This is a genomic window from Acidiphilium rubrum, from assembly GCF_900156265.1.
Classification (GTDB): Bacteria; Pseudomonadota; Alphaproteobacteria; order Acetobacterales; family Acetobacteraceae; genus Acidiphilium; species Acidiphilium rubrum.
Window position 1 is genome coordinate 38,315 of record NZ_FTNE01000003.1, and the last position, 24,835, is coordinate 63,149.

Here is a 24,835-nt window from a genome sequence, read left to right on the forward strand (position 1 = left end):
TACAACTCGTTCGACCTTGTCAGGAGCAAAGTTTTGCACTGCGACCGCCTCTGGACCCACGTCCATATCGCGACCTGCCCGACCGACGCAGCGGGGCTGGGCATCATTCATGACGGCGCGATCGCGGCGAAGGACGGGCGGATCGTCTGGTGCGGGACGCGCGCGGCGATGGGCGATATCACCGCGGCGGAAACCATCGATTGCGGCGGGCGCTGGATGACGCCGGGGTTGATCGACTGCCACACCCATCTGATCTTCGCGGGCGACCGCTCCGATGAATTCGCCCGCCGCCTCGCGGGCGAATCCTATGCCGATATTGCGCGCGGCGGCGGCGGCATCGTCGCCAGCATGCGCGCGACCCGTGCGGCCGACCCGGCGGCGTTGTATGACGCGGCATCGCACCGGCTTGCGGCCTGGGAGGCGGAGGGTGTCACCACGATCGAGATCAAATCCGGCTATGGTCTCGATGTCGACACCGAACGCGCCGTGCTGCGCACCGCGCGCGCGCTGGGCGCCACCGGGCGGATGCGGGTGGCGGCCACCTATCTTGGCGCGCACGCCATGCCGCCGGATCGGGCGCGGGCGGAGTATCTCGATCTGGTGTGCGATCACATGATCCCGCTGATCGCGCGTGAAGATTTGGCCGATGCGGTCGATGGATTCTGCGAAACCATCGCCTTCACGCCCGCCGAGATCGAGCGGGTGTTCACCGCCGCCACGACGCATGGGTTGGCGGTGAAACTGCACGCCGATCAACTGACCGAAGGCGGTGGCGCGGCGCTGGCGGCGCGCTACGGCGCGATTTCAGCGGATCATCTTGAATACGCCTCGGAATCGGGCATCGCGGCGATGGCGGCGCGCGGCACCGTCGCGGTGGTGCTGCCGGGTGCGTATTACGTGCTGCGCGAACCCACGGCACCGCCGGTTGCCGCGATGCGCCGCGCGGGTTGCGCGATCGCGGTGGGAACCGATTGCAACCCGGGCACCTCGCCGATCATGTCGCTGCGCCTGTCGGCCCATATGGCCTGCGTGCTGTTCGGCCTGACCTTCGATGAGGCGTGGCGCGGCATCACCATCAACGCGGCCAGGGCGCTGGGGATGGCCAGCGAGACCGGTTCGATCGTTGAAGGCAAATCCTGCGATCTTGCGATCTGGTCGGTCGACTCCCTGGCGGAGGTGCTGGCCTGGATCGGCCCGGCGCCGTTGTACCGGCGCATTCTGAAAGGCAATGATCTATGATGGTTCTGACGCCGGGCGCGATGCGCTATGGGGATTGGCGCGCGCTGTATGATGGGGCGGATTTCACGCTCGAACCCGCGTGCCGCGCGGGTGTCGCTGCGAGTGCCGCGGTGGTCGCGGCCATCGTCGATAAGGACGATGCGGTGTATGGCATCAACACAGGCTTCGGCTTGCTCGCCTCGACGCGGATCGACCGCGCCGATCTCGCGACCTTGCAGCGCAATCTGGTGCTCTCGCATGCCGCCGGCGTGGGCGATCCGTTGCCGGCAAAGCTGGTGCGGCTGATCCTGATTTTGAAAATCGCGAGCCTGGCCCAAGGAGCTTCGGGCATCAGACCCGAGACGCTCGATGCGCTGATGGCGCTGGTGACGCATGACATCATGCCGATCATTCCAGCACAGGGTTCGGTCGGCGCATCGGGCGATCTTGCGCCGCTCGCGCATCTCGCCTGTGGATTGTTAGGGATCGGCGATGTGCTGGTGGCGGGTGTGCGCAAACCGGCGGCCCAGGCGCTCAGCGAGGTCGGGCTGGCGCCGGTCACGCTCGGACCCAAGGAAGGTCTCGCGCTGCTCAACGGCACGCAGGTCTCGACCGCGATCGCCCTGGTCGGCTTGTTCGAGGCGGATGATCTGTGCCGCGCGGCGCTGATCACCGGGGCGCTGAGCACCGATGCGGCGCGCGGTTCGGATGCGCCGTTTGATGAGCGGATTCATCAATTACGTGGCCACGCCGGGCAGATTGCGGTGGCGCGCGCGCTGCGCAGCCTGATGGCCGCGAGCCCGATCCGCGACTCCCACCGCACCGGCGATCCGCGCGTGCAGGACCCGTATTGCCTGCGCTGCCAGCCGCAGGTGATGGGGGCGGTGTTCGACCTGCTCGCGCAGGTGCGGCGGACCTTGAGCATCGAGGCCAATGGCGTTTCGGACAATCCGCTGGTGTTCGCTGGCACCAACGAGGTGATTTCGGGCGGCAATTTCCACGCCGAACCGGTGGCGTTCGCGGCCGATTTGTTAGCGCTCGCGATCGCCGAGGCCGGCTCGATCGCGGAACGGCGGATCGCGATGCTGGTCGATCCCGCGCATTCGGGCCTGCCGGCGTTTCTGACCCGCAAGCCCGGGTTGAATTCGGGCTATATGATCGCGCATGTCACGGCGGCGGCGCTGGTTTCGGAAAATCGGATGCTGGCCCATCCTGCCAGCGTCGATTCGATTCCGACCTCGGCCAATCAGGAGGATCATGTCTCGATGGCGACGCACGGTGCGCTGCGCAGCCTGCGGATGGCGGGCAATCTGGCCTCGGTGCTCGGCATCGAATATCTGGTCGCCTGTCAGGCACTCGATTGCCTGGCACCGTTGCGGACGAACGAAATGCTGGGACGCGCGCATGGCTTGCTGCGCGCGGCGGTGCCCGAACTCGGCGATGATCGGTTGCTGGCACCTGACATCGCCGCGGCGCGCGCGCTGGTGGTGAGCAATGAAGTCGCCCGTAGTGTCGCTTGTGACGAACTGCCCGTTCTGGAGCGCGATTTCGCATGAGCGATCCTGCATTTCTGGCGATCCGCCCCGGCAATTCACGCCTGATCCTCAGCATTCCCCATGCCGGCATCGAGATTCCGGCGGCACTGGCGGATCGCTATGTCTCGCGCTGGCAGGCGCAGGCGGATGCCGATTGGTGGTTGCCGCAGCTTTACGATTTTGCCGAAGATCTCGATATCACCATCATCCGGACGGCAATCTCGCGCAGCGTGATCGATGTCAATCGCGATCCAAGCGGTGTGTCGCTCTATCCCGGCATGGCGACCACCGGCCTGTGCCCGACCGAAGATTTCGATGGGCGGCCGCTGTACCATCCGGGCACGTCACCCGGCGATGATGAGATCGCCGAACGGTTGGCCGGCTATTTCGCGCCCTATCATGCGGCCTTGCGCGACGCGATCGCGCGGGTGCGCGCCCTGCACGACAATATCGTGTTATTCGATGCCCATTCGATCCGGTCGGTGATCCCGCGCCTGTTCGAAGGCGTGCTGCCGGTGTGCAATCTGGGCACGAACGACGGCGCCTCGGCATCGCGCGATCTGCTGACGGCGCTGGCCGCGCGCTGTGGCGCGAGCGGGTTCAGCCACATCACCAACGGGCGGTTCAAGGGCGGCTATATCACGCGGTTTTACGGCAATCCGGCCGGTGGTGTTCATGCCGTGCAGCTTGAACTCGCGTGCCGTGGCTATATCGACGAGCCGGATGGCGCGATTGCGCCCGATAATTGGCCGACCGCCTATGATGCCGCGCGTGCCGCGCCGATGCGCGCGCTGTTGCGCGAGCTGTTCGACGCCTGCCTTCAACACGATTTATCATCCTAACGGAGTGCGACCATGCAGACCCGCCTTGATAACGCACGTGTCATTCGCGCGCCGCACGGCACCACGCTGAGCGCGAAATCCTGGCTGACCGAGGCGCCGCTGCGCATGCTGATGAACAATCTGGACCCCGATGTTGCCGAGCGGCCGGAGGAGTTGATCGTCTACGGCGGCATCGGCCGTGCCGCGCGCGACTGGGAGAGCTATGACCGGATTCTGGCCTCGCTGCGCAACCTCGAATCCAACCAGACGCTGCTGGTGCAATCGGGCAAGCCTGTTGGCGTGTTCACCACCCATGCCGATGCGCCGCGCGTGCTGATCGCCAATTCCAACCTGGTGCCGCACTGGGCGAATTGGGAGCATTTCAACGAGCTCGATCGCAAGGGGTTGATGATGTACGGCCAGATGACGGCTGGATCATGGATCTATATCGGCTCGCAGGGCATTGTGCAGGGCACGTATGAAACCTTCGTCGAAGCCGGGCGGCAGCATTACAACGGCGATCTGACCGGGCGGTGGATACTAACAGGCGGGCTCGGCGGCATGGGCGGCGCGCAGCCCTTGGCGGCGACCATGGCGGGCGCTTCGATGCTGGCGGTGGAGTGCTCGGCCTCGCGCATCGATATGCGGTTGCGCACCCGTTACCTCGATGCGCAGGCCCGCACGCTCGATGAGGCGATGGCGATGCTCGATCATGCACGCGCGAGCGGCAAGCCCATCTCGATCGGGCTGCTCGGCAATGCCGCTGAAATTTTCCCGGAGATTCTCGCGCGCGGCATTCGCCCGGACATGGTGACCGACCAGACCTCCGCGCATGATCCGGTCAACGGTTATCTGCCCGCCGGCTGGAGCCTTGCGGAATGGGAGGATCGGCGCGTCAGCGATCCCGCCGGCGTGACGGCGGCGGCCAAACGCTCGATGGCGGATCAGGTGCGCGCGATGCTCGGCTTCTGGCGCCTGGGGATTCCGGTGCTCGACTACGGCAACAACATCCGCGCGATGGCAAAGGATGTCGGTGTGGCCGATGCGTTCGACTTTCCGGGTTTCGTGCCAGCCTATATCCGCCCGCTGTTCTGCCGCGGCATCGGCCCGTTCCGCTGGGCAGCACTTTCGGGCAATCCCGAGGATATCTACCGCACCGATGCCAAGGTGAAGGAGCTGATCCCCGATAATCCGCATTTGCATCACTGGCTCGATCTGGCGCGCGAGCGCATCGCGTTCCAGGGCCTGCCTGCCAGAATCTGCTGGGTGGGGCTGGGGGATCGGCATCGGCTGGGTCTGGCGTTCAACGAGATGGTCGCCTCCGGCGAGCTTTCAGCACCGGTGGTGATCGGGCGGGATCATCTGGATTCCGGTTCGGTTGCGAGCCCCAACCGCGAGACCGAGGCGATGCGTGATGGATCGGATGCAGTCTCGGACTGGCCCTTGTTGAACGCGTTGCTGAACTGCGCCTCCGGTGCGACCTGGGTTTCGCTGCATCATGGCGGCGGCGTCGGCATGGGGTATTCGCAGCATGCCGGCATGGTGATCGTGGCGGATGGCACCGAGGCGGCGGCCCAGCGGATCGCGCGCGTGTTATGGAACGACCCCGCCACCGGTGTGATGCGCCATGCCGATGCCGGCTACGACAGCGCGATCGATTGCGCGCGCAGCCACGGGCTCGATCTGCCGTTTCTCACCCGCTAGGCAGCGTGCTCGACTGGCTGCCGAGGCTGTAGCGCGAGCCTGGATGGATGAATTCGCTCTGCGTCGCCGGAATGCCGTTGCTCCAGGTCCGGCGCAGCAGCACGAGGCAGGCCGGGTCATCGCCCGGGCCGAGTTCGAGCAGGCGGCGGATCGGCGCGGACGGGGTCATCGCGTAGGCAGTGTGCTCGACTTCGGTGGCGGGGCCTAGGCTTAACAGGTATCGCGCCGTGGTCTGCGCGGTGAGATCGGCTTCGAGATACCCCGGTGCGAAGCGCGGCGAAACGAAGCGGTCTTCGAGTTGGACCGGCACATCATCCTCGAAATGCAGGACGGTGGAGTGAAAGATTTTCGAGCCCGGGCGCAGCTGAAACCCGAGCGCCTGGGGCGGCAGGGCGCGTACCGCTTCGAGCGCGATCAGCGCCATGTGATGGCGATGGCCGCGCGCGGTGATGTCTTCCGCGATATCGTGGATTCGCAAAAACTCCTGGCGTGGCCTGCGTTCCATCGCGAAGGTGCCGACGCCCTGCACGCGCGAGACGATGCCTTCGGCGGATAATTCGCGCAGCGCGCGATGCACCGTCATGCGCGAGACGCCGAAGGCGGCGGTGAGTTCATGTTCGGAGGGCAGCCTGCCATCGGTGCCCCAGGTGCCGGCGGCGACGCGCGCCGCGATGTCGCGCTTCACCCGCAGATAGAGCGGCAGGCGCGGTTCGGCGGCGGGGTCGTCATCATCAGTCATTGCGGTTTGATAGCATTATTCAAAAGATCGTCGAGAACCGGTCGGCGGTGCGCCAGAGTTCTGGACTGTGGATGCTCAGATCGATGCGGTAGTCCTGCGTCTCGCGGCCGGCGCGACTTTCGATCACCCGGTCGAGATGCGCGCGCAGCGGGGCGGATTGGCGCTCGGCCGTGATGTCGCTCAGCCGGTCGGGACTGGCGAAGCCGTGCAGTATCGCGAGCCAGCGCTCATCGGTGAGGCGCTGGTGGCTCGCCTGATCGGGGTGCGACCAAGGCTGGCTGCGCGAGCGGTGCAGGCGCTGCAAGCCGATGTCGCGATCGACGTAACGCAGATGAAACAAATACAGATCATCGAACACCGTATCGGCTTTCATGCAGTGAAAACCGGGCGACCAGCCGAGCGGGCCGCGGGTGAAATTGGGCTTGCAGAGCGCGCTGTTGAACCAGACGTGCCGGCGCTGTGCGAGGATCGGTTGTGACGGGTCGAGCGGGGCTTCGCGGTCTGGGATGTGCTGGAGTTCGAGGCCGATCATCGAAATCAGTTCGGATTCGCAACGCGCAGCATAATTGGCGAGCGAGGCGTAGGCGGCCGGGTCGGCGACCACGAACTCATCGAGATCGACATGCAGCACATAGCGATAGCGTGTGAGCAGTTCGGCGCACATTGTCTTGATGACCCGCAGATGGTGGTAATCGTCCTGCGGCGAGCGGATCAGCCGGATGACATTGGCGGCACCGAGCGCGCGGGCCGAACCATCATCGGTGCCGTGATCGAGCAGATAGCAATTCGCAAGCCCGACCTGGCGGCCGTAATGGCCGAGCCAGAGCGGCAGATAGGCGGGCTCGTTGTAGAATTTCGTGACGATTGCAAGCGGTTTCACGGCAGCGCGCCCTGGCTGCGCAGCACTTCACCCACCAGTGATTTCGCATCCAGAATGGTATCGAGATCGGCACCGGGCATCGCCTCGCCGGCGAGATCGCGGATGGTGCGGCCGCTGGCGAGCGCCATTTTCGCCAGCGCCGAGGCGCGCTCGTAGCCGATGAACGGCACCAAAGCGGTGACTGTCGCGGTGCTGGCTTCGAGATGCTTCATGCAATTCGCCTCGTTCGCCTGAATACCATCGACGCAGAGGGTTGCGAACACTTCGACGGAATTGCGGATGAGTTTCATGCTGTTGAGCGTGTTGTGCGCGATCAGCGGTTCGAACGCGTTCAGTTGCAGCTGCCCGGCTTCCGCCGCCATGGTGATCGCAAGATCATGCCCGATCACCTGAAAGCAGACGATGCTGATCATTTCAGGAATGACCGGATTGACCTTGCCGGGCATGATCGAGGAGCCGGGTTGCAGGGCGGGCAGGCTGATCTCGCCGAAGCCGCCGCGCGGGCCCGAGGAGAGCAGGCGCAGATCATGCGCGATCTTCGATAGTTTGGTGGCGATGCGCTTGAGCACGGCGGAAAACATGATGAAGCCGCCCATGTCCCAGCTGGCTTCCAGCAAATTCGACGATTGGGTGAATTCGATGCCGCTGATGCGCGAGAGGGATTCGATCGCGAAGGGGCCGTAGGCGGGATCGGCGTTGATGCGGGTGCCGATGGCGGTGCCGCCGAGGTTGATTTCGGTGAGCAGTTTGGCGACTTCATCGAGCCGCTGGATATCCTCGCGGATCGTGCTGGCGAAGGCGCCGAATTCCTGGCCCAAGGTCATCGGCACGGCATCCTGCATTTCGGTGCGGCCGAGTTTGACGATATTGGCGAATTCGCCTGATTTGCGCTCGAACGATGTCGCCAGCTGATCGAGCCGCTGGCTCAGCGCGTCCTTGCCGAGCAGCACGGCGAGGCGCACCGCGGTCGGGTAGGTGTCGTTGGTCGATTGCGACATGTTCAGATGATCGTTGGGATGCACGCGGTAATCGCCGCGCGCGCCACCGAGCAATTCCGAGGCGCGGTTGGCCAGCACTTCGTTCATGTTCATGTTGGTCGAGGTGCCGGCGCCGCCCTGGATGACATCGACCGGGAATTGATCGTGCAAGCCTCCCTCGATGATTTCGTTGGCGGCTTTGGCGATCGCTTCGGCGATCACGGGGTCGAGCTTGCCGAGCCGTGCGTTGGCGCGCGAGGCGGCGAGCTTGACCATGGCGAGCGCGACGATCAGATGGCGGTGCTGGCCGATCGTGAGATCCGAGATCGGGAAATTGCGCAGGGCGCGCGCGGTGGACGCGCCCCAATATGCCTCGTCCGGAACTTCGATGGTGCCGAGACTGTCATGATCGTTGCGGTTCATGGCGTTTCCCTTGTGGTGATTGTCGTGGTGCGGTCAATCCGAAGCGTGACGCTGTAATCGCACATAGGTGAACACCTGCGAAACCCCTGAGGGCGTCACATGGGTGTGGATCATGTGGTCGCGCATCGCAAAGGCGGGTGCGAACCGGGCGGCCAGATCATCGGCCCCGTAGCGCTGCACGGCGAGGCCGCTGCATCGCTCGGGGCCTGTGGGGGCGAAGGTCGCGAGGATGAGAAACCCGTGCGGGCGCACCGATTCTGTCGCAAGTGCGATGTAGCGGTCGCGCTCGTGCGGGTCGGTCAGGAAATGGAACACCGCCCGGTCGTGCCAGAGGTCGAAACGCTCGCCGGGAACCCAGCTCGTGATATCGGCGCAGACAAAGTCGATCCGCCCGGCCGCCGTGCCGAACGCGGCTTGTGCGGCATCGAGCGCTGCCTGCGACAGATCGACCACGGTGACCGCGCCGAAGCCGCGTTCGAGCAGCGCCGGGGCGAGGTGCGCGGTGCCACCGCCGACATCGACCGCGGAGGCACGCGGCTTGAGGCTGCACGCATCGATCATGGCGAGCGAGGCGGCGGGCGATGCCTCGTACCAGCTCAGGCGATCGGGTTCGGTGCGGCGATAGGCGGCGTCCCAATGGTCGCTGCGGGGTTCAGCCATGTTCGGGTGCTCCCTGATCGCGCGCGCCGGGACGGCCGTGGGCAAGCTCGGTGATGATGCCGTGCAGGGTGCGCAATTCCTGCTCGGTCACTTCGCCGCGCTGGAAGAAATGGCGGATGTTGCGGACCATGCCGGGGCGTTTCGGCGCGTTGCGCAGAAAGCCCGAGGCGTCGCATTCGGCGATCAGGTGGGTGAGGAAGTTTTCGAGTTCGCCCTTGGTCGCGACATGGGTTTTATGGGTGATCATGTCGCGCGCGGGTGTTGCGTCACGCGCCATCCACCATTCATGCGCCATCACCATCACCGCCTGGGCGAGGTTGAGGGACATGAAATCGGGGTTGAGCGGGTAGCGGATCAGGCTGTCGGCATGGGCGATGTCGTCATTGTCGAGCCCGGCGCGTTCGGGGCCGAACAGCAGGCCCATGCGCAGGCCGCGATTGCCAATCTCGCGCAGTTCGGCGGCGGCACCGCGCGCGGTGAGCAGGGGTTTGACGATGTGGCGCGGCCGCGGGCAGGTGGCGAAGACGCGGTGCAGATCGGCCACCGCATCGGCCACGGTTTCGTGCACGGTGGCGGATTCGAGAATCCGATAGGCGCCGGAGGCGGTGCGCATGGCGCGGTCTTGCGGCCAGCCGTCGCGCGGGGCGACCAGGCGCAAATGGAACAGCCCGCCATTGCCCATGGCGCGGGCGACCGAGCCGATGTTTTCGGCAAGCTGCGGGCGGACCAGCACGACGACCGGCGAGGGATCGATCGGGTGGAGATCGGCACCCTCGTCGCGCGCGGTCATGCGCGGCGCCAGGTGGTGCCGCCAGCGCTGTCTTCGAGGATGATGCTGCGTGCGGCGAGTTCGGCGCGGATTTCATCGGCGCGGGCGAAGTTTTTCGCGCGGCGGGCGGCGATGCGCTCGGCGATCAACTGGTCGATCGTCGCGGCGATCCGATCGGTGTCCGCACCGGCCGGTGCCTGGAACCAGGCGGCGGGGCTGACGTTGAACAGGCCGAGCAGGGCGCCGGTTGCCTGCATTTTCGAGGCGGCCAGCGGATCGCCGCCCAGAGCGGCATCGGCCAGGCCGTGCAGTGCCGCGATTGCGCCCGGCGTGTTCAGGTCATCGGCCAGGCGGTCCAGCACGACGGGGGGGATTTCGGTGGTGGCCGGTGCGTCGGGGTGTTTTTGCAAAGCGCGGTAGAAGCGATCGAGTTCGCGTTTCGCGTCATCGAGTCCGGCCCAGGTGAAATCGAGCGTGCTGCGGTAATGGGTTTTCAGCAGCAGGAACCGCACGGCCTCGCCCGGCGCATGGGCCAGGGCTTGTTCGAGCGTGATGAAATTGCCGAGCGATTTCGACATTTTCTCGCCGTTGACCAGCAACATGCGGTTATGCATCCAGTAATTGGCGAAACCCGAACCGGGAAACGCGCAGGTCGATTGCGCGATTTCGTTTTCATGGTGCGGAAAGATCAGATCATCGCCGCCGCCGTGGATATCGAAATTTTCGCCGAGATGCTTCCAGATCATCGCGGAGCATTCGATGTGCCAGCCCGGCCGGCCGCGGCCCCAGGGGCTGTCCCAGCCCGGGAGATCGCCGCTCGATGGTTTCCACAGCACGAAATCGCCGGGATCGCGCTTGTAGGCGGCGACATCGACCCGCGCGCCGGCGAGCAATTCCTCGGGGTTGCGGCCGGAGAACGCGCCATAGGCGGGGTCGGAGGCGACGGCGAACAGCACGTGGCCTTCGGCTTCGTAGGCGTGGTTGTTCGCGATCAGGCGGGTGATCAGGGCAATGATATCGTCGATATGGGTGGTGACCAGCGGTTCGATATCGGGCGGTGCGGCGAACAGCGCCGCCATGTCGCGATGATACCATGCGGTGGTGCGCGCGGTGAGTGCCGCGATCGACTCGCCGGCTTCATGGGCGCGGGCGTTGATCTTGTCTTCGACGTCCGTGATGTTGCGAACATAAGTGACGCGCGGATACAGGTGGCGCAGCAGGCGCACCAGCACATCGAACACCACGACCGGGCGAGCGTTGCCGATATGGGCGTGGTCGTAGACGGTCGGGCCGCAGACGTAGAGTTTCACATGGCCGGGATCGATCGGGGTGAAGACCTCGCGATGTCTTGATTTGGTGTTGTGCAGCCTGATTTCGGTCATGTCTGGCATTTCCGCCGCAGGCCAGGGGATGTCAACCGGATCGGCGCTGAGATGCGCCATGCGGAACTTGGATGGTGCGTTGACAGGACCGGGGCCGTCCGATATCCGGAACGCGTTCAAATGAGAATAATTCTCAATCTTTGACGCCAGGAGATCGCCTTGTCGCAGACCACCACACGCCCGCAGCAACGCCGCCGGCGCCTGCCGTTTCTGGCGGTGTTCGGGCCGGGGCTGGTGGTGATGCTGGCCGATACCGAGGTCGGCAGCATCATCACGGCATCGCAATCCGGGGTCGCGTGGGGCTATCGGCTGCTGCTGCTGCAATTCATTCTGATGCCGATTTTGTACGTGGTGCAGGAATTGACGGTGCGGCTGGGGATTTTTACCGGCAAGGGCCATGGCGAGTTGATCCGCGATACGTTCGGCAAGGGCTGGGCCTGGCTTTCGGCGGCAGGGCTCGCGGTGGCGACGGTGGGGGCCCTGCTGTCCGAGTTTTCCGGGGTCGCCGGCGTCGGCGAGCTTTATGGCGTGCCGCGCGGGGTGACGCTGACGCTGGCGGTGGTGTTTCTGCTGGTGGTCGCTTTCACCGGGTCGTATCGGCGGGTCGAACGGGTCGCGATCGCGCTGGGTCTGTTCGAATTCGTGTTTTTCGGCATCGCCTTCGTCTCGCACCCGAGCCTGACCGCGATTGCGGATCAGACATTCCGGCCGGCGCTGGGCAATGCCGGCTATATGTATCTGGTGGCGGCGAATATCGGCGCGGTGATCATGCCGTGGATGATTTTTTATCAGCAATCGGCGGTGGCCGATAAGAAACTGACGCCGGCCGACTTCAAATACGCGCGCTGGGATACCGCGATCGGGGCGGTGGTGACGCAATTGGTGATGGCGGCCGTGCTGGTCGCGACGGCGGCGACGATCGGCCGGCACGACCCGACCGCGAGTCTCAATTCGGTGGGCGATATCGCCAATGCGCTGACGCCGTTTCTGGGCGTTACGGTGGGGAAACTGGTGTTCGGCATCGGCGTGCTGGGGGCGGCGCTGGTTGCGGCAATCGTGGCATCGCTCGCGCTGGCATGGGGGTTGGGCGAGGTCGCCGGGTATCGCCGCTCGCTCGAGGATCATCCGCTGCAGGCCAAATGGTTCTACGGGGTCTATGCGGCGTGCCTGATCATGGGGGCGGTGCTCGTCGCCGTGGTGCCGAATTTGGTTATTCTGAACATCGCGGTCGAGGTGATGAACGCGCTGCTACTGCCGCTGGTGCTCGGGTTTCTGGTGATGCTGGGGCTTTATGCGCTGCCGCCTCATTTGAAGCTCAAGGGTTGGTATATGGCGGTGACGATTTTTCTGTCGGTGATCACCGCGTCGCTCGGGGTATATGGCGGGCTGACCGGGGCGGGGTTGTTCTGATGACGGCGTTGCGCGCGCTGATTTTCGATGTCGATGGCACGCTGGCGGAGACCGAGGAGTTGCACCGGATCTGCTTCAACGCGAGTTTTGCCGAATTCGGGCTGGATTGGGATTGGGATCAGGCGCTGTATCGCGAATTGCTGGCGGTGACCGGCGGCAAGGAGCGGATCAAATACTATATCGACGAGTTCGATGGCAGCGTGGACATTCCGCCGGCGGGGATACGCCAGATCCACGAGCGCAAGACCGCGCTCTATACCGAACGGATGGCCGAGGGCGCGCTCGGGCCGCGGCCGGGGGTGCTGCGGTTGATCGATGAGGCGCGGGCGTCTGGCGTGCTCTGTGCGATTGCGACCACGACCAGCCGGCCGAATGTCGATGCGCTGCTGCAATCGGCCTTCGCGCCGGATGCGGTGGGCTGGTTCGCCGCGATTGCCGCGGGGGACGAGGTCGCGCGCAAGAAGCCGGCGCCGGATGTGTACGCGCTGGCGCTGGAACGGCTGGGGCTGGCGGCGGATGCGTGCCTGGCGATCGAGGATTCGCGCAACGGGTTGGAGTCGGCGCGGGCGGCGGGGTTGGGGTGTGTGATCACCGTGAGCCCTTATACGGATGGGCAGGATTTTTCGGCCGCCCTGCGAACCGTGGCGCATCTGGGCGATTTCGAGACGCATAATCGGGCGATCGAGTGGGGCATGGTGACGCTGGCGATGCTGCGGGACTGGCATGCGGCGTGGGTCAGCCGATCAGCGTGACGAGTTCGGAATAGCGGACGAGGATGGGATCGGCCGTGTAGAGGCGGGCCGGTTCGGTCATGGCCTGGGCGAGCAGCAGATGGTCGAACGGGTCGCGATGATGGGACGGCAGGTTCGCGACCATGGCGGCGGCGGCGAGGCTGGTTCAGCCGGTGCGGGTCGGTGAGCGCCCAGAGCAGGACATGCGTGTCGAGCAGGATGCGCATCAGCCCTGTTCGAAACTGTCCAGCACATGATCCGGCAAGGGTGCGTCGAAATTATCGGGCACGATGAATTGCCCCGCGAGGAGGCCGAGTTGGCGCTGTGGCGGGGCGGGGTTGAGCGGTACCAGCTTGGCCACGGGGCGGCCGGCGCGGGCGATGATGGTTTCGCGACCGGCCTCGGCTTCGTCGATCAGGCGGGAGAGCTGGGTTTTGGCGGCGTGGATGTTGATGGCGTTCATGGGGGCGCTCGATTGGGAGTGGACTAGACTTAGTCCGGGGGGTGGGGTTGGGGCAAGTCAAAAGCGCAGCCTTGCCATGGTGATACTGTCGATGAAGACGCCGTCGCGCAGGACATCGCCGCGCAATATGCCTTCGGTTTCGAAGCCGAATTTGCGGTAGAGGTGGATGGCGCCGTGGTTGTCGGCGTTGACGGTGAGGCTGACGCGGCGGAGGCCGTGAACGGTATCGGCGAGGGTGAGCACTTCGGTGAGCAGGGCGGTGCCGACGCCGGTGTTGATATGGGCATCGTGGACGAAGAGCAGGATCGAGCCGGTGTGGGCGGTTCGGTCGCGGCCTTGCATCAGGACCGTGACGCCGATGATGGTGTCGTGCCGCACCGCCAGCAAAAAGGTGTTGGTGGGGCCGGTGGCCCAGGTTTCGACGAAGGATTTGGTCACGAAGGGTACGCGCAGCGTGCCGTGGCGGACGCCGGGGAGGTTCATCAGGGCCGCGATGGCGGCGGCATCGGATGGTTCGCGAGCGCGGATGGTGAGGTCGGTCATGGGGTGGCGACGTAGTTCGGCGGGTCGATCAGGCGGGCCATGGCGTGGGAATCGACGAATGTGCCGTCGCGGAACATCTGCCGGCGCATGGTGCCTTCGATTTCGAAGCCGAATTTCCGGTAGAGCGCGATGGCGGGTGCGTTATCGGTGAAGACGTTGAGCGTGATGCGGGTGAGGCCGAGCCAGTTGTCGGCGGTGTCGAGCATCGCGGTCATCAACGCGGCACCGACGCCGCGACGCCACCAATCCTCGTGCACGGCGAGGCCGAACCAGGCGCTGTGGGATTGGAACCTGGTGTTGCGGAACAGCGCGATGTGCCCGATCACCGCGCCATCGGCATCGCTGACGGCCACGATATTGGCGCCGTTGACCGGTGCCGCCATGTGCTCGGTGGCGGTGGCGAGCGGCGTGTAGGGTGCAAAGACCATGGTGCCGTGGCGGACCGCGGGGCGCATCAGCAGGGCGGCGGTGGCCGGGGCATCGTCCTTTTCATGCGCTCGCAACGCAAATCCGCTCATCCCCTGCCCTTCCCTGTTCCATGTGCCGCGACTATCTCTCATCCACCATAACCAAGGGGGTGGGCAATGAACAATTCATCGATCGAGGCGGTTCTGGCGCATATCGATGCCAATATTGATGCATCGCGGGCACGGTGGTTCGATTTGTTGCGCATCCCTTCGATCAGCGCGCAGGCGGCACATAAGGGCGATTGCATTCGCGCGGCCGAGCATATGCGGGATCTGCTGGCGGGCATGGGATTCGAGGCGCGGCTAGCGGAGACGGCGGGTTTGCCGGGGGTGATTGCGACGCATCATCATGCCGGGGGCAATGCGCCGCGGGTGTTGTTTTATGGGCATTACGATGTGCAGCCGGCCGACCCGATCGGGTTGTGGCATGCCGATCCGTTCGATCCGCAACTGGTCGATGGACCGGGCGGGCCGCGCGTGGTGGCGCGGGGGGCGGTGGACGACAAGGGCCAGGTGATGATGGTGCTGGAGGCGATCCGCGCGCATCTGGCGGTGAACGAGGGGTTGCCGGTCAATCTGACGGTGCTGCTCGAAGGCGAGGAGGAGTGCGGCAGTCCTTCGCTCGATGCGATGCTGGAGGCCGAGCGGGCGGCGCTGGCGGCGGATTTCGTGCTGGTGGCCGATACCAATATGTGGAACCGCGATACGCCGGCGATTACGACGAGTTTGCGCGGGCTGGCGGCGGTGGAGGTGAAGATCACCGGGCCGAACCGGGATTTGCATTCGGGATTGTTCGGCGGGCCGGCGCTCAACCCGATCCGCGCGTTGACGCGGATTCTGGGCGATTTGTTCGATGCGACGGGGCGGATTGCGATTCCGGGATTTTATGACGGGATTGCCGAAATTCCGGCCGATGTGCTGGCATCGTGGCGGGCGACCGGGTTCGACGAGGCGGGTTGGCTCGGCGGGATCGGGTTGCAACAGGCGAGCGGCGAGCACGGGTTTTCGGTGCTGGAGCAGAATTGGGCGCGGCCGACCGCGGAGATCAACGGGATTTTCGGCGGCTATCAGGGTGATGGCAGCAAGACGGTGATTCCGGCGGAGGCGGGTGCGAAGCTGACGTTTCGGCTGGTGCCGGGGCAGGACCCGGCGCGGGTGATCGATGGATTTCGCGCGTTCGTGCAGCAACGGTTGCTGCCGGATGCGCAGGCGCAGTTTCAGGTTTACGGCGCATCGCCGGGGCTGATGGTGCCGATCGATGCGCCGTTCGTGCGGGCGGCGCGGCGGGCGCTGGCGGATGAGTTCGGCAAGGCGCCGGTGCTGGCCGGGTGTGGCGCTTCGATTCCGGTGGTGGAGGCGTTCGAGCGGCAGTTGGGGTTGCAGACGCTGCTGGTGGGATTTGGGCTGGATGATGATTGCATTCATTCGCCGAACGAGAAATTCGAGATGAAGTGCTTTCATCGCGGGATGCGGGCGGAGGCGCGGATGCTGGCGGCGTTTGGGATGGCGGAGTGAGGGGGAAGGAAGGCTTCTTTTTTGTAAAAAAGAAGCAAAAAACTTTCGTTCATCTGGGCCACGGGCGTCCCCAACAGCACAGTCCCAAAGTCAAAAAGTTTTTTTGCTTCTTTTTTTACAAAAAAAGAAGTGCTTCCCTCGCCTTCTCGCCATGAGACTAACAGCCGAGGGCCTAACCGGCGCCGCCGGCGGCCCATTTGATTTTTCGCTAGGCGCCGGCGAGGCAATGGCGATTACCGGCCCGTCGGGCGCCGGGAAATCGGTATTGTTGCGGATGATTGCCGATCTGGACCCGCATGAGGGCGACGTTTCGCTCGATGGGGTGGCGCGGGCGCAAATGGCGGCGCCGGCCTGGCGGCGGCGCGTGGCGTATCTCGCGGCGGAGCCGGGGTGGTGGCATGACGAGACGGCGGCGCATTTTCCAGAGCGGGCGCGGGCCGAGGCGTTGATGCCGGATTTGGCGCTGGAGGTGAAATTGCTCGATCAGCCGGTGCATCGGCTTTCGACCGGGGAGCGGATGCGGCTGGCGTTGATCCGGATTTTGTTGAACGAGCCTGCGGTTTTGCTGCTCGACGAGCCGACCGGGGCGCTCGATCCGCATGCGACGGCGTTGGTGGAGGGGATTTTGCTGGACCGGTTGCGGGCGGGGGTTTCGGTGATGATCGTGACGCATGACATGGCGCAGGCGGGGCGGCTGGGGGCGCGGCGGTATCATTTGGCGGCGGGGGTTTTGAGTCCGGCATGAGTCCGATTTTACTGACGCCGGTCGATCTGCTGGTGGCATCGTCGCTGGTGGTGCTGGATGCGGTGGTTTCCGTCTGGCTGGGGTTGCGGCTGCACAAGCAGGTGCTGGTGGCGGCGGTGCGGTGCGCGGTGCAGCTGGTGCTGGTGGGGTATTTGTTGCGCTATGTGTTCGCGATCGACACCCCTGCCCTCACCCTGGGTTTGATTCTGGTGATGGTGGCGATTGCCGGGCGGGAGGTGGCGGCGCGGCCGGAGCGGCGATTGGTGCGGTATGGCAACCAGATTGCCGGGCTTTCGGCGGTGGCGCTGGCGACGTTTGTGACGGCGACTTTTGCCCTGGCGACGGCGCTGCGGCCGCACCCGTGGTATGCGGCGCGGTATGCGATTCCGCTGGCCGGTATCATGCTGGGCAATGCGTTGAATGCGGCTTCGTTATCGCTGGACGCGCTGCTTTCGGGGGTGATGCGCGAGCGATCCGCGATCGAGGCGCAGTTGGCGCTGGGGGTGCGGTTTGGCGAGGCAACGAAACCGTTGATCCGGGCGGCGGTGCGGCGGGGGATTTTGCCGATCATCAATGTGATGTCGGCGGCGGGCATTGTGACGTTGCCGGGGATCATGACCGGGCAGATTCTGGCGGGGTTGTCGCCGATCGAGGCGGTGAAATATCAGATCCTGTTGATGTTTCTGCTGGCGGGGGCGACGGGGATTGCTGCGGTGGGGGCTGCGTATTTCGCGATGGCGCGGTTGACGGACGGGCGGGAGCGGTTGCGGGTGGATCGGCTGGTTTAGAGCGATCGGGTCATATTTTGTTGCGATATCGTAACAATATAGGCGTGCTGCAATGTGGGGTCAGGCGGGTCGAAATTTGCACTCGTGGGGTGGAATTGGGGCGTCGTCGTGGCTGGGTTCTGGCGCGCCGAAGATGATGTGGCGGCGGGAATCGGCGATCGGCGGCAGGTTGGGCGCGAACGGCGGTTCGGGGGGCAGCTCGATGCCCATGGCGTTGTAGAGCGGGGTCAGGATGCGGACGAGTCTGGGGTTGGCGGCTAGAAAGCCGGCGAATTCGGGGTCGGACAGCAGGTGTTGCAGGCTGAAGCGGGCGAAGCCGGTTTCGGGGAGCAGGCGGTAGAGCCAGGATTCGCGGCAGGGCAGGGTGAGGCGTTTGCGGCGCGGCTTGGACGGTGGCTCGGTTTCTGGTGCGGTTTCGGGTGTGACTGCGGGTTTGGTGATCGGGCGGGGTTTGCGGGGTGGGACGTGGCCGCGGGCTAACGCTGCGAGGAAGCGGGCGGTGAGGTTGCGCAGGCGGGTCCAGATCAAATGGACCATCGGGGCGGGGATGTAGGCGGCGCGGCCTTTTTCGGCGACGACCGTGCAGAGCGCGTCCATGATGACGGCGAAGCATTCGATCGTGAAAGGGGCGCGGGTTTCTGACACGCCGGCACCTTAGGCCGGGTGGGTGGGGGTGCGAAAGCGTTTTGTTAGCGTTTTTGTTAGGATCGAGATCAGGGATTTTTGGGGGATGGATTGCATCGCCGCACCGGTGTCTCGCGATGACCTGATGGGGCTGGTGAAATGGGGTTGCTCAACGATCACTAAAACGTGACTTTGCTCTGCAAAGTAGTTTGTGGTTATCCTGGGGCCGGAAACAGGAGGGCTGCATGACCATTTCACCGATCGAGGCCGAGGCTTCACTGGCGGCGATCGCGGCGACGCGGCGCGATGCGAAGGATTATCTGTTCCAGCGCGGCTTGATCGTCGCGCTGGCCATTGGCGGGGTTGCCGCGGGGTTGTTGGCGGCAGGTGCGGTCGTGTTGTCGCCGGCCGATGATGCGACGGCTTCGATTGTCGTGAATTGTTCTGTCTCGGTGGCGTTCTTCGTGCTGCTGTATCGGCAGGAGGTGAAGCGTGGGCGCTCGGACGGATCGGGTAGTTTGGCGCTTCGATTGGAGGCGTTTGCGAGCTTCATTGTGATGATCGTGATCTGGGGCGCGCTGCATTACGGGCGCATCGCGCTGCATTTCAATATCGATCAGGCGAATTGTGCGGAACTTGTGGGGCTCGGCCTGTTGTTTGCGGGATTCGGGCATGGGCGTGGCATGGCTGGGCTGGTGACGACCGGGTTGGTGTTTGGTTTTTGCGGACTTGCCGGATTGATCGGGGTGACCGTGTTTGCGGTAATTCATTATGAAGCGTTCACCAGCCTCGCGTTGCTTGGGAGCGCCTGGGCTTTGAGCCGGGTGGGTTGGAGCCGGGCGCTATGAGGATGTCATGGGGTACGGTCACGGTTTTGCGAGTAGCGATCAAGCCCGGTCTTTGGTTGCGGCGGGCCTGAGCGATGGACATTTCAGGGCCTGACGAGACGATCCATCAGATTGTGCGGCTCAGGATCATGGCGGCGCTGACGGCGTTGCCGGAGGGGGAGATGCTGGAATTCATCCGGTTGCGGGCGATGGTGGCGGCGAGCGATGGGAATCTGGCGACACATTTGAATACGCTGGATGCGGCGGGATATGTTAGCGTTGTGAAAGATTATGCCGGCAGGAAGCCACGCACGCGGATTGCCGCGACGGCGGCGGGGCGCGCGGCGCTGGAGCGGCATGTGGCGTATCTGCGGTCGATCATCGATGGTGAAGGCGGCGGTGATGGCGTGACGACGGCCGGGCGGGCGGCGGTGGTGGTTTCGTGACAGGAGGTTTCGATGGTGGATCGGATTGAGGCTGCGCAATTCGCCCGCAAGCAGGGGGCGGGAATTGTGACGGAGGCGTTGGTCAATTTCATCCTGCCTTATGTGATCTATGTTTATGCCAAGCCGGGGCTGGGTGATGTTCATGCGCTGATGGCGTCTTCGCTGCCGCCGATTGCGTGGAGCCTGGCCGAGTTTGCGCGCAAGCGGCGGGTGGATGCGATTTCGCTGATCGTGATTGCGGGGATCGTGCTGTCGCTGCTGGCGTTCATCGGCGGCGGGTCGGTGCGGTTTTTGCAACTGCGGGAGAATTTGGTCGGCGGGCTGGTGGCGCTGGTGTTTCTGGGCTCGGCCGCGATCGGCAAGCCGCTGATCTATCAGTTTGCGCGGGCCGGCGCGGCGCGGAAATCGGCCGCCGAGGGTGCGAAACTCGAGGCGCTGCGCGCGGATGCCGGCTTCAAGCGGGTGATGCTGATCATGACGCTGGTGTGGGGGTTCGGGCTGCTGGCCTCGACTGTGGTTTCCTGCGTGCTGGTGTTTGCCATGTCGATCCGGAATTATCTGCTGGTCAGCCCGTTCATCGGGTACGGCACGATGGCGGCGCTGGGGGTCTGGAGTTTCGTTTATGGCAATCGGGCGCGGCGGCGGGGTGAGGCGCGGCGGGCGGCGGGCGGTCAGGGTGGTGCGGTAAGCGGTTAGGCGGTGATCAGGCGAGCGCCTGTGCGCGCACCAGCCGTGCGAAAGCCCCGTCTTCGGCGAGGAGGTCTTCATGCGTGCCGCATTCCAGCACGCCGCCATCCGCCATCACCACGATCAGGTCGGCATCACGCACCGTGGCCAGGCGATGCGCGACCACGATGGTGGTGCGGCCCCGGCGGAGCCGCGCGAGGGCTTGCTGCACGGCGGCTTCGCTTTCGGCATCGAGCGCGCTGGTCGCTTCATCGAGCAGCAGGATGCGCGGGTCGCGCAGCAGGGCGCGTGCCAGCGCCACCCGCTGGCGCTGGCCGCCGGACAGGCGTTGGCCGTTGACGCCGACGCGGGTTTCGAAGCCTTCGGGCAGTGCCGCGACGAATTGCGCCGCCGCCGCGTTGGCCGCCGCCTCGATTTCCGCCATCGTCGCGTCCGGCCGGCCCATGCCGATGTTGGCGGCCACGGTATCGTCGAACAGTAACGAATCCTGGCCGACATAGGCCAGCGCGCGGCGCAGGCTGGCGAGCGAGACCTGGCCGATATCCGCGCCGTCGATCAGGATGCTGCCGCGATCGAGGTCGTAGAGGCGGGGGATCAGGGCCAGCGCGGTCGATTTGCCGGCCCCCGAGGCACCGACCAGGGCGAGGGTTCGGCCTGGTTCGGCGATGAATGACAGATCGCGCAGGCCGGGCCGGCCATCCGGGTAGGCGAAGCCGACGTGGCGAAACTCGAGCCTGCCGGGGCCGGGCGGCAGAGGTGGCGCACCGGGGGGTTCGTGCGCGGCATCCGGTTCGTCGATCACGCGGTAGACGCGCTCCAGCCCGGCCATGCCCTCCTGCACCGCCGCGTTCATGGTGCCGAGCGCGCGCAGCGGGCGGGATGCGATGAGCAAGGCGGCGACGAAGCCGGTGAAATTGCCGATGCCGGACGCGCCGGCGGCGTGGCGCCAGCCGGCAAAGCCGATCACCAGCGCGATGGCGAGGCCGCCCAGCACTTCCAGCATCGGGTCGAGTGCGGCGCGGCCGCGGATCATGCGCATCAGGGCGCGGTACAATTGGTCGAACGCGCGCTCGGCGCGGCGGCGCTCCTGCGCTTCCAGCCCGTAGGCGCGCACGGTGCGGGCCTGGGCGAAGCTTTCGTTCAGCATCGAGGCGGCTTCGCCCATGCGCTCCTGCATGCCGCCGGAGGCGCGGCGGATGCGCCGGCCGATGCGCTGGATCGGCAGGCCGGCCAGCGGATAGAGCACGGCGGCGATCAGGCTCAATGACCAGTCGATCCAGATCATGGTGGCGATCAGCCCGACCAGGGTGAACGCATCGGCGATGCCGTTGACCGCGCGGTTCATCGCTTCGCGGATCACCGTGGCATCGGTGGTGAAGCGCGCCGCCAGGGCCGCGGGGGGTTCGCGATCGACGCGGGCGAGTTCGGCATCGGTCAGGTGGGCGAACATCGAGCCTTGCAGGCGGCGGATGGTGCCGAGCACGACCTGCTGGGTCAGCAGGGTCTGCGCATATTGGGCGAGCGCCTTGATGACGGTGACGGTGAACACGATGACCGGCACCTGATAGAGGATGCGGGGATCGCGCTTGGCGAACATGGTGAAGGCGCGGTCGATCAGCGCGGGATAGAGGGCGGTGGTGCCGGACATGATCAGCGTTGCCACCACGATGAGGGCGACGCGGCCGCGATAATGGCGGATGTGGTCGCGCCAGAGCCGGCGGGCCAATCCCATGCTTCCCAGAGGTTCGATCATCGGCGCTCCTACTGGCGCGGGCCTGACGGCAGGTCAATGTGCGGCACCGGTGCGGCATGGTGGCCGCTGACATCGTCGCCCGCTTCGGCGGCGAGGCGGGCGCAGATCGGCACCGAGATCAGGCCGATCGCGCTGATGATGATGAAGGCCCAGGAATAATCGGCGATGCTGGGGGCTGCGTGGCCGGACAGGGCGGTGGCGACCTCGAGCGAGCCCGCCGCGATCGAGATGCCGAGAGTGATGGTGATCTGCTGGAAGGTTGCGTAGAAACTGGTCGCCGCACTCATGCGGCTGCGCGGCACATCGGCGTAGGCGATGGTGTTGAAGGCGGTGAATTGCAGCGAGCGGAACACGCCGCCGATCAGCAGCACGGCATCGAGGGCGAGGACCGGCCAAGACGGGCGGAACGCGGCACAGGCGGCGGTGAAGGCGACCGAGAGCAGGCCGAAGCCGACCATGGAGATCCGAAAGCCGAAGCGGCGCAGGATGGGCTGGGCGAGCGGCTTCATTGCCAGCGCGCCGATGGCCGCCGCGAAGGTGACGGTGCCGCTTTTGGCGGCCGATTCGCCGAAGCCGAGTTGCAGCATGAGCGGCAGCAGAAACGGCATGGCGCCGGCCAGCACGCGGAAGAAACTGCCGGCGATGGTGGAATTGGCGAAGGTGTCGATCTTCATCAGGGTGAGATCGAGCACCGGATGTTCGTGGTGCTGCGCGTGGCGCCAGTAGGCCCAGCCGGACGCGCCGCCGACCGCGAAGCAGGCGAGGCTCCATGGCACCGCGATGATGCCGCGGCCGATGGTTTCGATGCCGGCCATCACCAGCGCCATCGCGAGGCCGGACAGGATCAGGCCGATGATATCGAGCCGTCCCGCGTGTTCGCTGTCGCGCACTTCGCGGATGAACAGGCTGACGGCGACGATGCCGATCAGCCCGATCGGGACGTTGATGTCGAAGGTCCAGCGCCAGGAGACATAGGTGACGATGAAGCCGCCGAGCGGCGGGCCGATGATCGGGCCGATCAGCGCGGGCATGGTGAGCCAGGAGGTTGCGGCGAGCATGTCGCGCCGGCGCACCGATTTCAGCAGCAGCAGCCGGCCGACCGGCACCATCATCGAGCCGCCGACGCCCTGGAGGATGCGGGCGGCGATGAGTTCGCCGAGGCTGTGCGCGAGGCCGCACAGGACCGAGCCGATCGTGAAGATCAGGATCGCGGCGCGGAACACCGTGCGGCTGCCGAAACGATCGGCGAACCAGCCGGAGGCGGGGATGAACACCGCGAGCGAAAGCAGATAGGAGGTGAGTGCCAGGCTCATGTGCAGCGGGTCGGCGTGGAAGCTTTTCGCCATGGCCGGCAGCGCGGTGGCGACGATGGTGCTGTCGAGATTCTGCATGAACAGAGCGGTTGCGACGATGACCGCGGTGATCCGCATCTGCCGCGTCGTCAGTGCGGACCGGTCGTCGTCCTCATCATCGATCATCTCCGGCTGTGGGTCACTTGGTCGGTGTTGCCGCCGGTGCCGGCCAGACCAGCGGCGGCACATCGGCGGCTTTTTTGCCGTTGGCGGTCAGCACGCCGCCGGCGAGGGCGAAATTCACGGTCAGGCGCTGGGCATCCGACGGCGCCTTGCTCATGTAGGGGGCGGTCTGGGCGGAGAGCGCGCTGATCATGCCCACAGCCGCCGGATAGGCGTTGGCGATGTCGCCGAGGAAGGCGCCCACGCCATCGGCCACCAGGGTCGCCTTGCCGGCGGGCTGCACGGTGGTATCGAAGCCGAAACTGCCGTGGGTGTGGGCTTTGAGCGGACCGAGATCGACCGCGAGGGTGAAATCACCGTGGCCGCCGCCCTTGGCCCAGTCGTGCACCGCGGGGCCGAGTTGCTGCCAGGCGGCGATCGCGGCGTCCGGGTTGGTCGTCACGCCGGCGGTCTGCGGGGTCAGCACCGATTGCGTGAACGGCGGCAGTTGCGGGCCTGAAAAATCGGCGTCCAGTTGCAGGGAGGCCAGTTTGCCATCGAACGGCAGGTGCGCGAGGGTGACGAAAATCGGCGACAAAGCAAGGCCGGTCAGGGTTTCATGCACGGTGAACGCGGTATCGCTGCGCCCGGCGGCGGGGTTGCGCGTGAAGTCGGTATGGAGGGACGCGAGGCTGATCAGGGTGAAATTGGTGTCGGCGCTGTCGATCCGCATGCCGGTGAAATTCAGCGTGCCCGACCGCAGCGGGTCCGGCGCGTGGTCGAGCAGGGCGTTCGGGTCGAAGTGATATTGATCGCTGATGGTGGTGAATTGCAGCGTGAAGGCCGGGCCTTGCGACATGGCGACGTGCCAGGCGAGCGGGAGGCCGATGTCGAGCGTGAAGGGTGAGGTGATTTTCGCGCGCATCACGAAACTGGGCAGGGTGATTTTCGGCGTGGGCAGGCCGCGATCGGGTGGGCTCAGGGTGAGATCGGTGACGGAATAGGTCGCCGCCAGCGGTGAGGACCCGCGCGCGGTGGCGCCGTGGCTCATGGTCCAGCCCGCCTGGCGCAACATGTGCTCCTGGGCGCGAAACGCCATCGCCATCCGCCCCTGGACGTACCACCAGGCACCGACATAGGCGATCGCGAGGACGACGATCAGCAGAACCAGGAACCGCAACACACCGCGCATCAATCATCCTTTCGGGGCCAGACCGGCCGCGCCACCATACCCATCGCGGCGCGGCTTGGCCAATGACCGGGGTAGGCGGCGG

Annotated in this window: 26 protein-coding genes; 12 read left to right on the forward strand and 14 right to left on the reverse strand. The window is 65.4% G+C overall.

Going from position 1 to position 24,835, the window contains the following annotated elements:
- The first annotated feature begins 33 nt into the window (after positions 1-33).
- Genes hutI through hutU form a run of 4 tightly spaced genes read left to right on the forward strand, consistent with a single transcriptional unit; the run spans position 34 to position 5,278 of the window.
- Positions 34-1,239, forward strand: coding sequence for an imidazolonepropionase (hutI, locus tag BW994_RS03080; RefSeq protein WP_029311566.1), 1,206 nt, complete (start codon positions 34-36; stop codon positions 1,237-1,239).
- On the forward strand, positions 1,239-2,774 hold the full coding sequence (hutH, locus tag BW994_RS03085; protein WP_029311567.1) for a histidine ammonia-lyase: 1,536 nt from the start codon (positions 1,239-1,241) through the stop codon (positions 2,772-2,774). The genes hutI and hutH overlap by 1 nt, the downstream gene beginning before the upstream one ends.
- On the forward strand, positions 2,771-3,595 hold the full coding sequence (gene hutG / locus BW994_RS03090) for an N-formylglutamate deformylase (RefSeq protein ID WP_029311568.1): 825 nt from the start codon (positions 2,771-2,773) through the stop codon (positions 3,593-3,595). The genes hutH and hutG overlap by 4 nt, the downstream gene beginning before the upstream one ends.
- A 12-nt stretch (positions 3,596-3,607) precedes the next feature.
- Positions 3,608-5,278 (forward strand): urocanate hydratase, encoded by a 1,671-nt coding sequence (gene hutU, locus BW994_RS03095; protein ID WP_029311569.1) that lies wholly within the window; start codon positions 3,608-3,610, stop codon positions 5,276-5,278.
- Here the strand turns inward: hutU and hutC are convergent.
- The 6 genes from hutC to cysS are packed head-to-tail and all read right to left on the reverse strand — an operon-like array spanning position 5,268 to position 11,108.
- Positions 5,268-6,017, reverse strand: coding sequence for a histidine utilization repressor (hutC, locus tag BW994_RS03100; RefSeq protein WP_051657293.1), 750 nt, complete (start codon positions 6,015-6,017; stop codon positions 5,268-5,270). The two genes, hutU and hutC, sit on opposite strands and share 11 nt — an antisense overlap.
- 19 nt (positions 6,018-6,036) lie before the next feature.
- Entirely contained in the window at positions 6,037-6,897 is an 861-nt protein-coding gene (locus BW994_RS03105; protein ID WP_029311571.1) for a glycosyltransferase family 2 protein, read from the reverse strand.
- A complete protein-coding gene (locus BW994_RS03110; RefSeq protein WP_029311572.1) occupies positions 6,894-8,297 on the reverse strand; it encodes an aspartate ammonia-lyase in 1,404 nt (467 codons plus the stop codon). The genes BW994_RS03105 and BW994_RS03110 overlap by 4 nt, the downstream gene beginning before the upstream one ends.
- Positions 8,298-8,330: 33 nt before the next feature.
- Entirely contained in the window at positions 8,331-8,957 is a 627-nt protein-coding gene (locus BW994_RS03115; protein ID WP_029311573.1) for a class I SAM-dependent methyltransferase, read from the reverse strand.
- A complete protein-coding gene (locus BW994_RS03120) occupies positions 8,950-9,747 on the reverse strand; it encodes an RNA methyltransferase (protein WP_029311574.1) in 798 nt (265 codons plus the stop codon). Before BW994_RS03120 ends, BW994_RS03115 begins: the two co-directional genes overlap by 8 nt.
- Positions 9,744-11,108: a cysteine--tRNA ligase gene (gene cysS / locus BW994_RS03125; protein ID WP_076454375.1), complete on the reverse strand. Its 1,365-nt coding sequence runs from the start codon at positions 11,106-11,108 to the stop codon at positions 9,744-9,746. The genes BW994_RS03120 and cysS overlap by 4 nt, the downstream gene beginning before the upstream one ends.
- A gap of 159 nt (positions 11,109-11,267) precedes the next feature.
- Between cysS and BW994_RS03130 the strand changes: the two genes are divergently transcribed.
- Together BW994_RS03130 and BW994_RS03135 are read left to right on the forward strand one after the other, a co-directional pair.
- The gene (locus BW994_RS03130; RefSeq protein WP_029311576.1) at positions 11,268-12,518 is read left to right on the forward strand and encodes an NRAMP family divalent metal transporter; all 1,251 of its coding nucleotides are present in this window, start codon (positions 11,268-11,270) and stop codon (positions 12,516-12,518) included.
- Positions 12,518-13,270 carry an HAD family hydrolase gene (locus tag BW994_RS03135; protein WP_035228685.1) on the forward strand — a complete coding sequence of 251 codons (753 nt, stop codon included), beginning with the start codon at positions 12,518-12,520 and terminating at the stop codon, positions 13,268-13,270. The genes BW994_RS03130 and BW994_RS03135 overlap by 1 nt, the downstream gene beginning before the upstream one ends.
- Here the strand turns inward: BW994_RS03135 and BW994_RS20510 are convergent.
- The 4 genes from BW994_RS20510 to BW994_RS03155 form a co-directional block, all read right to left on the reverse strand.
- Positions 13,254-13,394, reverse strand: coding sequence for a PIN domain-containing protein (locus tag BW994_RS20510; protein WP_029311578.1), 141 nt, complete (start codon positions 13,392-13,394; stop codon positions 13,254-13,256). The genes BW994_RS03135 and BW994_RS20510 overlap by 17 nt on opposite strands.
- A gap of 81 nt (positions 13,395-13,475) precedes the next feature.
- Positions 13,476-13,712 (reverse strand): type II toxin-antitoxin system Phd/YefM family antitoxin, encoded by a 237-nt coding sequence (locus tag BW994_RS03145; protein ID WP_029311579.1) that lies wholly within the window; start codon positions 13,710-13,712, stop codon positions 13,476-13,478.
- Between the two features lie 57 nt (positions 13,713-13,769).
- Positions 13,770-14,255 carry a GNAT family N-acetyltransferase gene (locus BW994_RS03150; RefSeq protein ID WP_029311580.1) on the reverse strand — a complete coding sequence of 162 codons (486 nt, stop codon included), beginning with the start codon at positions 14,253-14,255 and terminating at the stop codon, positions 13,770-13,772.
- Positions 14,252-14,773, reverse strand: a complete 522-nt coding sequence (locus BW994_RS03155) for a GNAT family N-acetyltransferase (RefSeq protein ID WP_051657294.1) — start codon at positions 14,771-14,773, stop codon at positions 14,252-14,254. The genes BW994_RS03150 and BW994_RS03155 overlap by 4 nt, the downstream gene beginning before the upstream one ends.
- A 66-nt stretch (positions 14,774-14,839) precedes the next feature.
- Here BW994_RS03155 and BW994_RS03160 point away from each other — a divergent pair, with 66 nt between their 5' ends.
- From BW994_RS03160 to BW994_RS03170, 3 genes are all read left to right on the forward strand, one after another.
- Positions 14,840-16,237: a dipeptidase gene (locus BW994_RS03160; protein ID WP_029311582.1), complete on the forward strand. Its 1,398-nt coding sequence runs from the start codon at positions 14,840-14,842 to the stop codon at positions 16,235-16,237.
- Between the two features lie 151 nt (positions 16,238-16,388).
- Positions 16,389-16,982, forward strand: coding sequence for an ABC transporter ATP-binding protein (locus BW994_RS03165; RefSeq protein WP_029311583.1), 594 nt, complete (start codon positions 16,389-16,391; stop codon positions 16,980-16,982).
- Complete coding sequence (locus BW994_RS03170; protein WP_029311584.1) at positions 16,979-17,770, forward strand: ABC transporter permease; 792 nt, start codon at positions 16,979-16,981, stop codon at positions 17,768-17,770. The genes BW994_RS03165 and BW994_RS03170 overlap by 4 nt, the downstream gene beginning before the upstream one ends.
- Positions 17,771-17,830: 60 nt before the next feature.
- Here the strand turns inward: BW994_RS03170 and BW994_RS03175 are convergent, their stop codons facing one another.
- Positions 17,831-18,415, reverse strand: a complete 585-nt coding sequence (locus BW994_RS03175; protein ID WP_051657295.1) for a hypothetical protein — start codon at positions 18,413-18,415, stop codon at positions 17,831-17,833.
- 224 nt (positions 18,416-18,639) lie between these two features.
- Between BW994_RS03175 and BW994_RS03180 the strand changes: the two genes are divergently transcribed.
- From BW994_RS03180 to BW994_RS03190, 3 genes are all read left to right on the forward strand, one after another.
- Positions 18,640-19,242 carry a hypothetical protein gene (locus tag BW994_RS03180; protein ID WP_029311586.1) on the forward strand — a complete coding sequence of 201 codons (603 nt, stop codon included), beginning with the start codon at positions 18,640-18,642 and terminating at the stop codon, positions 19,240-19,242.
- Between the two features lie 74 nt (positions 19,243-19,316).
- Positions 19,317-19,667 (forward strand): transcriptional regulator, encoded by a 351-nt coding sequence (locus tag BW994_RS03185; RefSeq protein ID WP_211252772.1) that lies wholly within the window; start codon positions 19,317-19,319, stop codon positions 19,665-19,667.
- Between the two features lie 12 nt (positions 19,668-19,679).
- Positions 19,680-20,363 (forward strand): VC0807 family protein, encoded by a 684-nt coding sequence (locus BW994_RS03190; protein WP_051657296.1) that lies wholly within the window; start codon positions 19,680-19,682, stop codon positions 20,361-20,363.
- Positions 20,364-20,370: 7 nt separating this feature from the next.
- Here BW994_RS03190 and BW994_RS03195 read toward each other — a convergent pair whose 3' ends face one another.
- Genes BW994_RS03195 through BW994_RS03205 form a run of 3 tightly spaced genes read right to left on the reverse strand, consistent with a single transcriptional unit; the run spans position 20,371 to position 24,753 of the window.
- Positions 20,371-22,107, reverse strand: coding sequence for an ABC transporter ATP-binding protein (locus tag BW994_RS03195; protein WP_029311589.1), 1,737 nt, complete (start codon positions 22,105-22,107; stop codon positions 20,371-20,373).
- A gap of 8 nt (positions 22,108-22,115) precedes the next feature.
- Positions 22,116-23,585: an MFS transporter gene (locus BW994_RS03200; RefSeq protein ID WP_029311590.1), complete on the reverse strand. Its 1,470-nt coding sequence runs from the start codon at positions 23,583-23,585 to the stop codon at positions 22,116-22,118.
- 13 nt (positions 23,586-23,598) lie between these two features.
- On the reverse strand, positions 23,599-24,753 hold the full coding sequence (locus BW994_RS03205) for a DUF2125 domain-containing protein (protein ID WP_029311591.1): 1,155 nt from the start codon (positions 24,751-24,753) through the stop codon (positions 23,599-23,601).
- Positions 24,754-24,835 lie beyond the last annotated feature (82 nt).

Coding starts and splice junctions, on each gene's coding strand:
- hutH (WP_029311567.1), top strand. CDS start 1,239: ATGGTTCTGACGCCGGGCGCGATGCGCTATGGGGATTGGCGCGCGCTG.
- hutG (WP_029311568.1), top strand. CDS start 2,771: ATGAGCGATCCTGCATTTCTGGCGATCCGCCCCGGCAATTCACGCCTG.
- hutU (WP_029311569.1), top strand. CDS start 3,608: ATGCAGACCCGCCTTGATAACGCACGTGTCATTCGCGCGCCGCACGGC.
- hutC (WP_051657293.1), bottom strand. CDS start 6,017: ATGACTGATGATGACGACCCCGCCGCCGAACCGCGCCTGCCGCTCTAT.
- BW994_RS03110 (WP_029311572.1), bottom strand. CDS start 8,297: ATGAACCGCAACGATCATGACAGTCTCGGCACCATCGAAGTTCCGGAC.
- BW994_RS03115 (WP_029311573.1), bottom strand. CDS start 8,957: ATGGCTGAACCCCGCAGCGACCATTGGGACGCCGCCTATCGCCGCACC.
- BW994_RS03120 (WP_029311574.1), bottom strand. CDS start 9,747: ATGACCGCGCGCGACGAGGGTGCCGATCTCCACCCGATCGATCCCTCG.
- cysS (WP_076454375.1), bottom strand. CDS start 11,108: ATGACCGAAATCAGGCTGCACAACACCAAATCAAGACATCGCGAGGTC.
- BW994_RS03135 (WP_035228685.1), top strand. CDS start 12,518: ATGACGGCGTTGCGCGCGCTGATTTTCGATGTCGATGGCACGCTGGCG.
- BW994_RS20510 (WP_029311578.1), bottom strand. CDS start 13,394: ATGGTCGCGAACCTGCCGTCCCATCATCGCGACCCGTTCGACCATCTG.
- BW994_RS03145 (WP_029311579.1), bottom strand. CDS start 13,712: ATGAACGCCATCAACATCCACGCCGCCAAAACCCAGCTCTCCCGCCTG.
- BW994_RS03150 (WP_029311580.1), bottom strand. CDS start 14,255: ATGACCGACCTCACCATCCGCGCTCGCGAACCATCCGATGCCGCCGCC.
- BW994_RS03155 (WP_051657294.1), bottom strand. CDS start 14,773: ATGAGCGGATTTGCGTTGCGAGCGCATGAAAAGGACGATGCCCCGGCC.
- BW994_RS03160 (WP_029311582.1), top strand. CDS start 14,840: ATGAACAATTCATCGATCGAGGCGGTTCTGGCGCATATCGATGCCAAT.
- BW994_RS03165 (WP_029311583.1), top strand. CDS start 16,389: ATGAGACTAACAGCCGAGGGCCTAACCGGCGCCGCCGGCGGCCCATTT.
- BW994_RS03170 (WP_029311584.1), top strand. CDS start 16,979: ATGAGTCCGATTTTACTGACGCCGGTCGATCTGCTGGTGGCATCGTCG.
- BW994_RS03180 (WP_029311586.1), top strand. CDS start 18,640: ATGACCATTTCACCGATCGAGGCCGAGGCTTCACTGGCGGCGATCGCG.
- BW994_RS03185 (WP_211252772.1), top strand. CDS start 19,317: ATGGACATTTCAGGGCCTGACGAGACGATCCATCAGATTGTGCGGCTC.
- BW994_RS03190 (WP_051657296.1), top strand. CDS start 19,680: ATGGTGGATCGGATTGAGGCTGCGCAATTCGCCCGCAAGCAGGGGGCG.
- BW994_RS03195 (WP_029311589.1), bottom strand. CDS start 22,107: ATGATCGAACCTCTGGGAAGCATGGGATTGGCCCGCCGGCTCTGGCGC.
- BW994_RS03200 (WP_029311590.1), bottom strand. CDS start 23,585: ATGATCGATGATGAGGACGACGACCGGTCCGCACTGACGACGCGGCAG.
- BW994_RS03205 (WP_029311591.1), bottom strand. CDS start 24,753: ATGCGCGGTGTGTTGCGGTTCCTGGTTCTGCTGATCGTCGTCCTCGCG.